Below are 13,504 nucleotides of genomic sequence, written 5' to 3'. Positions count from 1 at the left end.
TCATGATTCTTACCGTTCCTCTCGGTACGGCTTACACAGACCATCTGACACGCCCCCCAGGAAGGATCTGTTGCACTCATCGATTGAGTCCGCCGTGCACCCTCGCCACCCCGAGTGCAACGAAGACGCGGAGAGTGCTCCGCGTAGGTGCGGCCGGGTGTGACAACCGACTCTGTCAACCCATCCTCAATGAAAGCTCTCGGAGTGGCGAAGGCGCATGCCGAAGCCTACCTTCGCGATGTCTCGACAGTGGTCACTGATCTGGGTCATCACGGTGTGGGCGGTAGGGCCGCGCTGCAAAATACGCCAAGGTGTGGCGGAGCCATTCGTTCTCGTCGCGCAGCGTGCGGTTCTCTTGGTGAAGTCGGTGTATCTCCTCAGAGTGATCAGTGCTCACACCGAGCGCCTCACTTCGGTCCAGACCGCTTCGCTTCCACCACTTCCGCAGGGTGTGAGGGGAGATCCCGCCAAGGGTTTCGCCGACCTTGGTGCAGGCGGCCAAGGCAGAGCACTGCTCTACACGGACGTGTTCCTCGATGAGCTGCAGGGCCTTCACCTTGAACTCTGGGGTGTACTTAATCGGCATGCGACTCCTTTCATCCATTGAGAGGGGCCTCCCGTCCAGGAGAGCGGGCTCCCCTCATCGAGTGCGGTGGCCTCCCCCGGTCGATAGAGCATACTGGGTTGAGAGTGTTGGATGCACGAAGGAGTGCTGGCTGATGAGTAGTCTTGGTGCTACCGTGGGCCTCACGGGCCAGCTGATGCACAGGTTCCCGTACAGGGCGGACGCGATAAGCATCGTGTTCGCCGAACCGTTCCACTCAATAGCCGCGGCAACGAAAGGCCCCTCTCATGACTGACCGCACGACCCTGTCCCTCGACCATCTGCTGTCTGCTTGCGCCCCAGGTGGGAGCACGTCTCTGCTGTCTGAGACGGAGCTCGAGCCGGCGGGCGGACCGGGGGCGGTGATTGCTCCGGCTCGCGTTCTGCAGGACGGGCGCGGCGCCACGTTCGCGTTCGAGACGCGCATGGAGCGGGGGGATGACGGTGCGCCGGCGCCCGTCTGGACCGTTGTCGTCGATTCGAAGCAGTCGGTTTCCAATCGGGACGAGGATGCGATCGTGGAGGCCCGACGCGACGGTTCCACTAGGGAGGGTGCGGCCCTGCGGAAGGTGCCCTCCATTGAGGTTGCCTATGGCGGCCAGGTCGAATCCGACTTGACTCTCCCGCATCGCGCGTTCGACGCCCACATTCGTTCGGCGTCCCTGGACGGGGTGCCCGTCACCCAGTCGGACGTGTACCGGGCCCTGCGCAACGCCACACGTCACAATGCGCGCCCCCTCCTTGAAGCCGCTCCCACGTCGCTGGTTCTTGGCGCGTGGGATTCCACGCGGAAGTCGCATCAGGGCCGCTATCAGACCTGCTTGACCGGCGAGGTCATCGGTGTTCTGACAGACCAGGACCACCGTCCGGACGAGCGGCGCAATCGGCGTGCCGCGGCACGTGTGGATCCCGTCGCCGCCAGCGTCAAGCCCAGTGCGAAAGACGTCGAGGCCCTGGTGAAGGACCAGGCTGAGGAGCTCAGTGACAAGCTCCAAGCCAAGATCCTGTCGGAGGCCAAGAAGAAGGGCGACACCGGCTCCTCGATGTCCACCTTGGGCTTGGGGAACATTCCGCCCTCGCTCGGTGAGCTGGGCGGTGTGGCGTGTCGGTCCATCACCCGCCGCAGGCTCCTCTCTTTCGCTGCTCTCCGGCAGCTCCGTTTCGGGGGGACGACAGAGGCGGACGTGGCCTCCCGGGCCTTGCTCGCGGCGTATGGATTGCTGGGCATGTCTCTGTCCGACCGTGAGCTGCACCTGCGTGCGAACTGTCACCTGCGTGAGAAGGGCGAGCCTGCGGTCACCCTCGACCAGCGCTACGGAAAGTCCCTGGATCTCGCGCCGATCGACGTCGAGACGGCCGTGGAGGTGTTCGAACAGGCGCTGGCGCACGCTAAGAAGGTGGCTGGCGTCGAGTGGTCCGGTCAGACGCTCTCCCTCGTTGGCAATCCGATCATCCTCGGTGCTGCAACGAGTGACGACGCGGATGAGGCCTGAGCATGGCGACCCTCGCGATCAGCGCGGAGTTTCCGCTGGGGGTGTACACGGGTCACGGAGCGGATGGCGCCGCAGAGAAAGTGCCGGCGATCAGTCGGTTGTTCTCAGCTCTGATCCAAGCCGCCGCTGTTGGTTCGTTGTCGACGGGTGACGTGCGGTCTCCCTTCACTCCTGGCGCACTCGAGGTCCTTGAGTGGTTGGAGGAGCACCCGCCCTCGGCGATGTCGGTTCCGACCGTCGTCCCGGTCTCGGCCGGCGGCCGGACATACACCTACCGCAAGGAAGGGGTTTTCCTGAAAGAAAAGGGCCGGGTCAACAACAAGGTCACCGCTCGCACCATGTCCGAGGGGTTCGCCCTCGGCGGACCGGTGCTGTGGATCTGGGAAGACGTTGAGGCCGGAAGCGGCATGATCAGGACTCTCGACACGCTCTGCGCCGATGTTCCCCACCTCGGAGAGACCTCGTCTCCAGTGCGGCTGCGAGTGCACACTGGTGACACCGTCGGTGAGCCCACCCACCGGTTGGATGACGCTGCGGGATTGCGTCAGCATGCGGGGGAGCTGCGCCAGGTCATGCCGACGCGCGGACGGCTGGCTGAGCTGGAGGCAGCACATGCGGCGCAGTACCGCGGGAAGCCCCCGAGTGTGGCTGCAGACAAGCACACGACGTCGACGCGTCCGCATGCACCGCGGCCCGACGAGACCTGTCAGCGCACCGGGGTGTTTCGTCCCGTGGACACGCTTGATGCGGATGTCCCGTGGTCTCACGTGCTGGCACTGCCGATTGCGTCCCAGTCCCGGCCGGTTCCGGAGGAACGGTTCGTGAGTGTCTGTGTCGCTCTCCATCGCGCCATCGTGGCCCGGATGGGTGCGGGGGCTCCGCCTGAGGTGACGGGGAGATACGCACCGTCAATGCCTCCGGCAGCCAACCGGGTGGCATTGCACTATGTCCCTGGTGACGTGGACGGTCTGCCCTTCGACGACTCCCACGATCGTTTTCTGCTCATGGTCCCCCGGGGTATGAGCGGCCATGCATTGGGGGCGTTGGTTGGTGCACTCACGGGGCTGTGTCGTGTTGTGACGAAGGCACATCAGCTGGCAGTTGAGCCGGACAAGGTCGAGATCTTCGCGGGCGATGCGTTCTGGCGGGCTCCCCGGCCGGGGTACACGCGCGCCTGGGAAGCGATGCCCGCCGTCGTGGCGGAGCGCCGCCTCAAGTCGGTGGTCGGGATCCGCGACGTCGACCTCGCCGCTGCCTGGTCGTTGGGCAATGTCTTCCGCGAACTGTACCCGGAGACCGGGGACACCCAGGCGGCCGCCCGCTACGCAGCTGTCACGGACCTTGGTGTCCGACTCAGTGGGCGAGCACTGAGGACGCTGACTCCCAGTGCCTACGTGCACAAGACGAACCGGGCCAGCTTGCCGCAGCCCTATCGGCTGACTGTGGACATGGGGTCCCTGGTCTCAGACAGATCCATCGTGGCCTTGGGTCAGAGCCGACACCTCGGCTGTGGCCTGTTGGTTCCACGCGACGTGCAGACCATGATGCAGGAGGACGCATGACACCGCAGCAGACAGCGATCACCGCTGGTCTGACGCTTCCTGAGTTCGGGAGCTTCTTCGCCGCTCTCAATGATGGTAACCGCCCGTTCGGGTGGCAGCAGGAGCTCGCGGAATTCGTGATCAGGAACGGCCGGTGGCCGGAAGCGATCGTCGCGCCGACAGGTTCGGGCAAGTCGGCTGTGCTCGACGTCCATGTGTTCGCTGTGGCCGTGACCCATGCGCCGGACTGGTCCGGACCTCGGGTTCCGCGTCGGCTGTGGCACGTCGTCGGCCGCCGCGCCCTCGTGGATGACATGGCCGAACGAGCGCAGCATCATGCACGCGCGTTGTCTAATGCTCTGACTGAGGGTGAGGACGGTGTGCTCGGCCGCGCCGCGCGGATCCTGCACAGTCTTTCTCCGTGGACAGAGACCGTCCTCGGTGTGACCACACTTCGAGGTGGTATCGCTCCGGAACGTGGGTGGCAGGACGATCCGCTCTCCTGCCAGATCATCTGCGCGACACCGGATATGGCAGGCAGCCGTCTCTTGTTCCGTGGGTATGGGTCATCGGTCGGCATGCGTCCGCGTGAGGCCGGCCTGTTGGCCCATGACTCCGTGCTTGTGGTCGATGAGGCGCACCTGAACAGGCAGTTGCTCACCACCGCGCAGCGGGTGAGTGCGCTCGCCGCCGAGTCGCCGCTCGCCGCCCATGTGCAGGCCCTGCAGGTTGTGGAGACCACGGCGACACCGGCTGCACTGCCTTCGGACTCGGCTGCGATCGGAGTGGCCCTGGACGACATCCGGGCAGGACGGATCGAGCCCGAGTTGTCGCAGCGTCTCACCCGACCGAAGCCGGTGACTCTCCACACGGATGGGCCGTGGCTGTCTGGCCAGACGGGTGCCGCAGCCACCTCGGCTGCCCGCGAGATCATGGCGATGGTGCAGGATGCCGTGAAGGCAGGTCAGACCCCCGTGGGGGTCGTGGTCAACCGTGTGGCGTCCGCCTTGGCCGTCCATGACCTTCTCCAGAAGGGGGCACCTGAGCTGCGAGTGCAGCTGATTGTGGGGCCACGCCGTCGGTGGGAGCAGACAACGGATCGAAGTAAGGGCGCCCCCGACGTCTATGTTGCCACCCAGGCCATCGAGGTGGGGCTGGACCTGGATTTCGCAGCGCTCATCACGGACCTGGCTCCCGGCGCCGCGTTAGCACAGCGGGCTGGCCGGGTGAACCGCCGTGGCCTCAGGGATATGGGGCCCGTGCACGTTCTCTGTCCCCCAGGAGAGAAGGTGACGGAGAAGTTCGCCTTGCCGTATCGGCCCTCGGATCTGGAGGCATCGGCAACATGGCTCGACCGGAGGGCCGCCGACCCCAACGGGATCGCACCTACGGCTATCCTGGCCGACCCTGCGCCGGCAGAGGCACCGTCCCGGCCGGTCTTCAGTGAGATCGAACCATCACGCGCAGCCCTGTTCAGCCGGACTTCCGAGCGTTTGGTGGTGGAACCAGACCTCACCCTGTGGCTGCGAGACGGTCTGGACCCGGACGCAGACGTGACTGTCGTCGGCAGGCGGCTGCCGCGTGTCGGAGAGGGCGTCGATGACGGCATCGATATCGGTGAGAGCATTGCGCTGCTGACGATTGCCCCACCACAGCCGCATGAGGCCTACCCCTCGACCATCACCCGGTTGGCTCCAATGCTGCGAGGCCGACGGAGTCCTTCGGTAATGTTCATCCGTCGCGAGGACGGGTGGGAAGCGGTCTCTCCGAGCGACGGTGTGCCGCAACTGCGTCCCGGTGAGACCATTGTGGTGCCCCATGATTGGGCAGCGACCATGTCAGCGGTGATCGTCCCTGAGGGAACGAGCGAGGTCGGGGACGTGCTCGATCCATCACCTGAGGACCCGGCTCTCGGCGCTACCCACGCCGTCGGGACACAGGGCCGCTCCGTAGCGGTCACCACAGGCCGGCCGCTTGCGGGCGTTGCTGACCATTTGCGGCAGTCTCTCCTGGAGGTGGCCGCTGCGCTGCAGGATGAAGACGAAGCGCTTACTGTGAGGTCCGTCCGCCATGCTCTCCAGGACCGAGGTCAGTGGGAGACCTGGCGGCTTTACCTGGGAATCCCGGAACAGGACAGTGAGCTGGAGGCACGGATCGCTGTGGTGGCCGGTGGGCGATCCTCCGAAGCACCGGAGCAGGCGTCCTGGGTGCTGTTCTCCATCCGACACCCCGCCGTTTCGGATGATGCGGAGCTGTCCGTGACATCCGTGTCACAGCGTGTATTCCTGGCCGACCACCAGCGTGACGTGGCTGGGCGAGCACGGGAGTCCGGTTCACGGGCAGGGCTGCCCGAGGGCATGCTCCAGCTCCTCGAACTCGCTGGCCTGCACCACGACGACGGGAAGCGCGACCCGCGTTTCCAGGATTGGCTGACGCAGGGCAAGGGATCCACTGAGCCGCTGGCCAAGAGCGGACAGGCGCGGCTTCCGCTGCGGCAGAAGTCGTTCTTGCCGTCCAAATGGCGGCATGAACAGCTATCTGCGGCGATGTTGTGCGAAGCCGTTCCTGGAGTGGACCCGCTGATTGTTCGGCTCGTGGGCACCAGTCATGGTCTGGGCCGTGGGGTATTCCCGATGAACAGCGACGAGCTGCTCCATCCGAGTGCTCACGATTCGCTTCGTGCGGCTGCCACCGAGTTGTTCGACGTCGGGCAATGGGACGCTTGGGTGGAGCGGACGGATGCCGAATGGGGAATCTGGGGCGTGGCGTGGCTGGAGGCTCTGCTGCGCTCAGCGGATGTGTCGATCTCGAAGGAAGGACGCTGACCATGACGGAGAACCTGAAGCCCATCACGCTCGCTGGGTCCATTGAGACACTGCTGTCTCACATGGCACTGCTGGGCGCGGCCCACATGGTCGAGGAGGCCTACGGGGCGGGAACCGTGCGGCTGCGATGGACGGACTCTGCGGACGCACGCCCTCAGCTGGCAGCACCGAGCCTGGACAGTGAGGCCCTGGGGCACGTGGTGCGTGATCATGCGCGCCACCATGTGGAGGACGCCACCGGGTGGATGCACCGAAAGGCCCCGGAGTATGGCGCCCTCTTTTCCGCACGCACCAATGTTCCGTCTACGGAAGCCGGGTGGGAAGAGCTCCTGGGCATTCGTCAGGGGTCGTTGAGGCCTCTGCGGGGCCTGGACTCGGCGATGATCCTCGGGATTGGAGAGCGCGCCTGGTGGCACCGCAATGATCAGAGGCTGCGACCGGACCATGGAGCCTCGGCGTGGGAGATGCGGACGCGGAACAAGGGCATGGAATTTGTCACGCACGCGCTTCTCCCGGCGGGCCGTGCGGTGGCAGCCCGTGAGGCAGCCGCGGTGACCAGTGGCCTGCTAGGCGAGACCCTGGTGGATGAACCAGGCAAGGGAAAATCGGACTCTCGGACCGCGACCGGCCTCGCGCCTCTGGGACCCGTGGACGCGGCGCGGGCATGGGCCGGGCTCTGGGGCCTGGCCAGCCTGCCTGTGTGGGCCGATGCTCACGACGTGTCCACTTCAACGGCGTCGATTCGCCCTATGGCGGGGCAGCCAGGGCGGCTGCTCATGCCCGTGCCGACGTCATGGGTCACGTTGTCTCGCTTCACGGCAGCACTGCGTTCCCGCCACTTGGTCGAGATGGTCCACGCCAGCTCTCAGACGGAGGCTCTGGTCGGCGCCCTCGGTGTAGAGGTGTCCCCACTGGCGTCGTGGGGCTTTGGGCACATCCTCGCCTTTCCAGTGCTACGCACCGGAAGCACGTCAGCGTCTGAGCGCAGGGCGCTCTCGGGGAAAGCAGTCGCATGAGAACGGCGCAGGATGAGGCGGGTCTTGACGGTGGGGAACCGTACGAAGACTCCGTGCCGATCAGCTTGGTGGCGCATTGGAGCTTTTGCCCCCGGAGGGCCTGGCTCGAGGCGATGGGGGAGAAAGCCCCGCAGGTCGCGCAGATGGCGGAGGGGACGGCGGCGCACCGCCGGGTGGATACGCCGTCGGCCGGTGAGGGCGACACCGTGCGCGCCGTGGATGTCCGAGAGCGCACTCTCGGGTTTCATGGTCGTATCGATCGGGCTGAACGTCTTCCGTCCGGCGCCCTCAGAATCATTGAGCACAAGGCAACACCGGTGAAAAGATCGCCCACGGTGTCCGAAGCGAACCGCCTGCAGTTGACGCTGCAGACGATGGCATTGGAAGCCATGGGCCATGAGGTGGCCGCCGCCCAGGTGTACTTCACCCACCATCACCGAAACGTGCCTGTTGACCTTGACGACGCGGATCGGTCCGCCGCCGTCGCCGCCGTGGAGGCGACACGAAAGGTGGTGTCCTCCACAAGGGCGCCCGCACCCTTGAGCGACGACCCCAAGTGCATGCGGTGCTCACACTCCTCAGTGTGCCTACCGGAAGAGCGGCAAGAAGCTGCGGTGGTGCGCCGCATCGTGCCACCGGACCCGACCGGGGAAGTCGTGCATCTGACGGCGCCAGGCAGCCGCGCCAGTCTCTCCCGGGGACGTCTCACCGTGGTGCAAGGTGACGAGAAGTTGGCCAGCGTCCCTCTTGAACGTATGACCGCTGTAATGGTGCACGGCAATGTCGATCTGTCGGGAGCGTTGCTCCGCGAAATGATGTGGCGTGGGCTTCCGGGGGTCTGGTGCACCGGGACGGGCCGTGTTGTGGGATGGACCAATGGGGTACGTTCTCCGAACGGCGGGGCGCGCTTTCGCCAGTTCGAGGTCGCCGCTCAGGGGCGCGTAGATGTGGCTCGCGAATTTATTGCTGCCAAGATCTCCAATCAGGCCACAATTCTGCGGCGTTTCGGCGGCGATGCGTCTGTCGTTGCCCAGCTGCGTTCGGCGACACGAATGGCCCTTACTGCACCGACTGAGCAGGAGCTGTTCGGCATCGAAGGACGTGCAGCGGCCGCCTACTTCGATAGATTTCCGAGGCTCCTGTCTGACGCGGTCGATTCATCCATCGGAGCGAATTTTCCCGGTCGGGTGGGTCGTGGTGCGGTCGATGAACTGAATGTGGCCCTGAACTACGGCTACGGCATGCTGCTGGGGGAAGTCATCCGTGCGGTGCTGGCCTGTGGGCTGGATCCGCATGCAGGGTTGCTCCATTCCCCAGGACGGAACAAACCTGCCTTGGCCCTGGACCTCATGGAGGAGTTTCGAGCCCCGCTCGTTGACGCCGCCGTGCTGACGGCGTTCAACAACGGAGAGTTCGGAGAGAGGTCCTTTACTCATGTGCTCGGCGGCGCGCGATTCACTCAGCACGGCCGACGCAAGCTGATCTCCGGAGTGGAACGGCGGTTGGTCACTGAGTTCATGCACCCTGTGTTCCAGTACCGGATGACGTGGCGAAGAGCCATCGAAGTGCAAGCGAGAATGTTCCTGGGCGTTCTCGACGGCACCCAACCCACCTACAAGGGAATCAGGGTGCGATGAGTTCCCGGGACCGAATGAGGCGCAAGTTGATCGCGTATGACATTCCTTCGGATCGTCGACGATTGCGGGTTGCCCGTGCGCTGGAAGAGTTCGGAGATCGAGTACAGTACTCCGTCTTCGTGGTGGATCTCTTGCCGTCGCGTTTCGTGCAGTTGACGGCTACCCTGACGGACATCCTCGATACGAAGGAAGACAGCATCCTCATCTGCGACCTGGGTCTGACCGCCGCGTTGTCCGACGAACAGTTCAGCTTTCTCGGACGCTCACGCGATGTCATGGAGATGGGTCCCGTCATTATCTGAGTGCTGTACCCTCCGCGAGGGGTCCATCGGTGTAGAAAACCCGGTGAGGTATCGCATCCAGAAAATGCCTGGTCAGACGCTAGTTGAGGTCGTCCCACGGCGTGCCTGGCCGCGACTCGAGCCTGCGCAGCCGGGACCTCTCGCGAGAGACTCTTCAGCTCCTTGTCAGAGGGCGGTAATGTTGCCCACTGTCTCCGCTGCTTCGTGCAGCGGACTTCGTTGAGGCTCATCACCGGCGGCCCAGTCCTCGTCCCACTTCTGTCTCCGCTGCTTCGTGCAGCGGACTTCGTTGAGGCAAGCAGGCCGCAGACATTGACGCCGCCCTCTCCGCCGGTCTCCGCTGCTTCGTGCAGCGGACTTCGTTGAGGCCAGTCCCAGTGTGCTCGAAATAGCCCTTCATGAAGGTCTCCGCTGCTTCGTGCAGCGGACTTCGTTGAGGCGCCCGAGACCTGTACGCCGAGCACTTCGCCCCGGTGTCTCCGCTGCTTCGTGCAGCGGACTTCGTTGAGGCCGGCCCACGGTGTAGCGCTCGATGCAACGGCCATGTCTCCGCTGCTTCGTGCAGCGGACTTCGTTGAGGCGACTGGTACCACATGCGCTTCACCGAGTCCGTCCGTCTCCGCTGCTTCGTGCAGCGGACTTCGTTGAGGCATCCAGCCACGCGGGTCCGGGGCCAGCACCAGGGTGTGTCTCCGCTGCTTCGTGCAGCGGACTTCGTTGAGGCTCAACGGACCGGTCAATGGAAATCGCCAGACCATCCTGTCTCCGCTGCCTCGTGCAGCGGACTTCGTTGAGGCACGAAGAAGGTGACGGCCAAGCGACGGGTCATCCGTCTCCGCTGCTTCGTGCAGCGGACTTCGTTGAGGCGACGAGCCCAGCGAGCGCAACGCCTACCCCTACGTCTCCGCTGCTTCGTGCAGCGGACTTCGTTGAGGCGTGTCGTCCATGAAGGCCGCCGCCACCGCCACGGGTCTCCGCTGCTTCGTGCAGCGGACTTCGTTGAGGCTTCACCCGCCCGAAGGGCAACACGGACTCCTTGGTCTCCGCTGCTTCGTGCAGCGGACTTCGTTGTGGCGAAGGAGGTTTGGGAGATGGAATGGCCTGGGCGTCCGCCGTCTCCGCTGCTTCGTGCAGCGGACTTCGTTGAGGCCCAGGTGCCGCCTCGGGAGTCGGTGAAGGTCTTGCCGGTCTCCGCTGCTTTGTGCAGCGGACTTCGTTGAGGCTCGCGGTTCGCGGGCATGTCCGGCTCGTCGAAGACGGTCTCCGCTGCTTCGTGAAGCGGACTTCGTTGAGGCGACGGCACACGGTTCGCGCAGGAGCGCACCGCCGGGGTGTCTCCGCTGCTTCGTGCAACGGACTTCGTTGAGGCGACGCTCGATCCGGTCATCGAGGTGAAGGGCCAGGTCTCGGTCGAGTCCCCGGAAGTGGTGTCGCGCCCGGTGGTCGGGCACGTCGTCTCAGACGTGGACGCGGCCACCGTGTGATCCTTCGAGTCAACCTTCCACAGAATCCTCGAATGGAGTCATCATGATGACCGCTCCTCATATTGTCGACCCCGCCGGCCTGTTGGGCGAAGCCCTGTCCGAAGCGTCTCCGGACATGATGGGCCCCCTGCTGCAGACGATGATCAACACCCTGCTCTGCGCTGATGCCGACGCGGTGGTCGGCGCCGAATGGGGCAAACCCTCCTGTGACCGCACGGCCCAGCGCAATGGGTACCGGCACCGGGACCTGGACACCCGGGTCGGCACCGTGGACGTGGCCATCCCGAAGCTGCGGTCCGGCACGTACTTCCCTTCAGTGGCTGCTGGAGCGCCGCAAGCGGGCGGAATCGGCGCTGATCACTGTCGTCGCGAACTGCTACCTGGCCGGGGTGTCCACCCGGCGGATGGACAAGCTGGTCAAGACCTTGGGCATCCACACCCTGTCGAAGTCCCAGGTGTCCCGGATGGCCGCGGACCTCAATGAGCAGGTCGAGGACTTCCGCCACCGACCCTTGAGCGAGGCGGGCCCGTTCACGTTCGTGGCCGCGGACGCGCTGACGATGAAAGTCCGCGAGGGCGGACGGGTCGTCAACGCGGTGGTGCTCATCGCCACCGAGGTCAACGGCGACGGCCACCGCGAGGTGTTGGGCCTGCGGGTGGCCACCAGCGAGACCGGGGCGGCGTGGAACGAGTTATTCGCCGACCTGGTCGCCCGCGGCTTGGCCGGGGTCCGGCTGGTCATCTCTGATGCCCACACCGGGCTCAAGGACGCCATCGCCGCGAACCTGCCCGGAGCCGTCTGGCAACGATGCCGCACCCACTACGCAGAGAACCTGATGGCCACCACGCCCAAGAGTATGTGGCCGGCCGTGAAGGCCATGCTGCACAGCGTCTATGACCAACCCGACGCTGCGGCGGTGAACCACCAGTTCGACCGGCTGCTGGACTAGGTGAGCGAGAAGCTGCCGGTGGTGGCCGAGCACCTCGATGCTGTCCGAGCCGGCATCCTGGCGTTCACCACGGTCCCCAAGGACGTCTGGACCCAGATCTGGTCCAACAACCCGGCCGAACGGCTCAACCGCGAGATCCGTCGCCGCACCGAGGCGGTGGGCATCTTCCCCAACCGGGCGGCGATCGTGCGCCAGGTGGGCGCGGTGTTGGCCGAGCAGACCGACGAATGGGCCGAGGGCCGTCGCTACTACCTCGGCCTGGAGGTCCTGGCCCGCTGCCGGCTCACCACCGTCAGCAACACGGGAAGCGAGGCGGACACCGAATCTGACCCAGCCCTCGAGCTCAGCGCCTGACAACCCCAACGAAGGAATCAGCCACTACACCACTTCATGGAACTTGACCTGGAACACCGCCCACCTTCACGAAGGGCTCGGCTACTGCGCTACGTCACGGTCGCGGCGGCCTACACTCTCGACCGAGACGTAGCGCCCGCTGCATTCTGACCTCGGAACGAAACCGGAGGCGCTTCAGTTCCTCCTGAGTCGCGTGGTGAGTGTTGTCGGGTGGGGTCAGTCTTGGTTGCTGAAAGCTGCGTCGAATGAGGCTTCGGGGGTCTTCCAGAGCAGGGATCGGACGTACTGGACGGCTTCGGCGGCGCCGTGGAGGCGGTCCATTCCGGCGTCCTCCCACTCGATGGAGATCGGCCCGGTGTAGCCGATGGCGCGCAACGCCCGGAAGGCGTCTTCCCAGGGCACGTCCCCTCGTCCGGTGGAGACGAAGTCCCACCCGCGTCGAGGATCCCCCCAGGGGAGATGTGAGCCCAGGATCCCGGCCCGGCCGGCGGGCGGACGCAGGCGTGTGTCCTTGCAGTCGACGTGATAGATCCGGTCAGCGAACTCGACGATGAATCCGACCGTGTCGATGCCCTGCCACATCATGTGGCTGGGGTCCCAGTTGAAGCCGAAAGCGGACCGGTGATCGATCGCCTCCAAGGCCCGGACGCTGGTCCAGTAGTCGTAGGCGATCTCGGAGGGGTGGACCTCGTGGGCGAAGCGCACGCCCTCGCCGTCGAAGACATCGAGGATCGGGTTCCACCGGGCAGCGAAGTCCTCATAGCCCGCTTCGATCACCGAAGCCGGCACCGGGGGGAACATCGCCACGTACTGCCAGATCGATGAGCCGGTGAAGCCCACCACGGTGTCCACTCCGAGTCTGCGGGCCACCTTCGCGGTGAGCTTGAGCTCCTCGGCCGCACGAGTTCGGACGCCTTCGGCCTCACCGTCGCCCCAGATGCGGGAGCCGACGATGGCCTGATGGCGGAAGTCGATGGGGTCGTCGCAGACGGCCTGCCCCGTGAGATGGTTGGAGATCGCCCAGACCTTCAGGCCATACCGATCGAGGATTTCCTTGCGCCCGGCCAGATAGGTATCGTCCTCAGCCGCCCGCCACACATCGAGGTGATCGCCCGAGCAGGCGATCTCCAGCCCGTCATAGCCCCACTCGGCGGCCAGCCGGGCCACCTCCTCAAAGGGCAGGTCAGCCCATTGGCCGGTGAACAGGGTGACGGGGTGAGAGTTCTCGTGAGTCATCATGGGCTCCGTTTCGAGTACGCCAGCGAATTCTTCGCGCTCTAGACGCGCGTCGGTTGGTA

At 65.3% G+C, this 13,504-nt stretch carries 7 protein-coding genes, 1 pseudogene and 1 CRISPR repeat array; of the genes and pseudogenes, 6 read left to right on the top strand and 2 right to left on the bottom strand.

Annotated features, from left to right (window positions below; translation table 11 throughout):
• Nucleotides 1-253: 253 nt before the first annotated feature.
• A complete protein-coding gene (locus FM125_RS11115; RefSeq protein WP_070639574.1) occupies nucleotides 254-586 on the bottom strand; it encodes a transposase in 333 nt (110 codons plus the stop codon).
• A 266-nt stretch (nucleotides 587-852) separates the two neighbouring features.
• On the opposite strand from FM125_RS11115, the gene cas7g reads away from it, so the two are divergent.
• The 6 genes and pseudogenes from cas7g (at nucleotide 853) to FM125_RS11080 (ending at nucleotide 12,206) form a co-directional block, all read left to right on the top strand.
• A complete protein-coding gene (gene cas7g, locus FM125_RS11110; RefSeq protein WP_070639573.1) occupies nucleotides 853-2,097 on the top strand; it encodes a type I-G CRISPR-associated RAMP protein Csb1/Cas7g in 1,245 nt (414 codons plus the stop codon).
• Nucleotides 2,098-2,099: 2 nt separating this feature from the next.
• Nucleotides 2,100-3,659 carry a type I-G CRISPR-associated protein Csb2 gene (gene csb2 / locus FM125_RS11105; protein WP_087134670.1) on the top strand — a complete coding sequence of 520 codons (1,560 nt, stop codon included), beginning with the start codon at nucleotides 2,100-2,102 and terminating at the stop codon, nucleotides 3,657-3,659.
• On the top strand, nucleotides 3,656-6,463 hold the full coding sequence (cas3g, locus tag FM125_RS11100; protein WP_087134669.1) for a type I-G CRISPR-associated helicase/endonuclease Cas3g: 2,808 nt from the start codon (nucleotides 3,656-3,658) through the stop codon (nucleotides 6,461-6,463). Before csb2 ends, cas3g begins: the two co-directional genes overlap by 4 nt.
• Nucleotides 6,464-7,532: 1,069 nt before the next feature.
• The gene (gene cas1 / locus FM125_RS11090) at nucleotides 7,533-9,116 is read left to right on the top strand and encodes a CRISPR-associated endonuclease Cas1 (RefSeq protein WP_219337047.1); all 1,584 of its coding nucleotides are present in this window, start codon (nucleotides 7,533-7,535) and stop codon (nucleotides 9,114-9,116) included.
• Nucleotides 9,117-9,142: 26 nt separating this feature from the next.
• Entirely contained in the window at nucleotides 9,143-9,418 is a 276-nt protein-coding gene (cas2, locus tag FM125_RS11085; RefSeq protein ID WP_245830036.1) for a CRISPR-associated endonuclease Cas2, read from the top strand.
• Between the two features lie 190 nt (nucleotides 9,419-9,608).
• A CRISPR array of direct repeats spans nucleotides 9,609-10,787; the repeat unit is 36 nt; unit sequence GTCTCCGCTGCTTCGTGCAGCGGACTTCGTTGAGGC.
• A gap of 161 nt (nucleotides 10,788-10,948) precedes the next feature.
• Nucleotides 10,949-12,206 (top strand): annotated as a pseudogene (locus FM125_RS11080) (IS256 family transposase).
• Nucleotides 12,207-12,422: 216 nt separating this feature from the next.
• On the opposite strand, the gene FM125_RS11075 reads toward FM125_RS11080, so the two are convergent.
• Nucleotides 12,423-13,442 (bottom strand): sugar phosphate isomerase/epimerase family protein, encoded by a 1,020-nt coding sequence (locus FM125_RS11075; protein WP_087134672.1) that lies wholly within the window; start codon nucleotides 13,440-13,442, stop codon nucleotides 12,423-12,425.
• Nucleotides 13,443-13,504 lie beyond the last annotated feature (62 nt).

The sequence above is a fragment of the Micrococcus lylae genome (genome assembly GCF_900163825.1).
Lineage (GTDB): Bacteria > Actinomycetota > Actinomycetes > Actinomycetales > Micrococcaceae > Micrococcus > Micrococcus lylae.
This window is presented reverse-complemented; position numbering and strand designations above follow the sequence as displayed.

Bases quoted from the DNA above. Each gene is read 5' to 3' on its own strand.
- FM125_RS11115 (WP_070639574.1), bottom strand. From the start codon at position 586: ATGCCGATTAAGTACACCCCAGAGTTCAAGGTGAAGGCCCTGCAGCTC.
- cas7g (WP_070639573.1), top strand. From the start codon at position 853: ATGACTGACCGCACGACCCTGTCCCTCGACCATCTGCTGTCTGCTTGC.
- csb2 (WP_087134670.1), top strand. From the start codon at position 2,100: ATGGCGACCCTCGCGATCAGCGCGGAGTTTCCGCTGGGGGTGTACACG.
- cas3g (WP_087134669.1), top strand. From the start codon at position 3,656: ATGACACCGCAGCAGACAGCGATCACCGCTGGTCTGACGCTTCCTGAG.
- FM125_RS11075 (WP_087134672.1), bottom strand. From the start codon at position 13,442: ATGACTCACGAGAACTCTCACCCCGTCACCCTGTTCACCGGCCAATGG.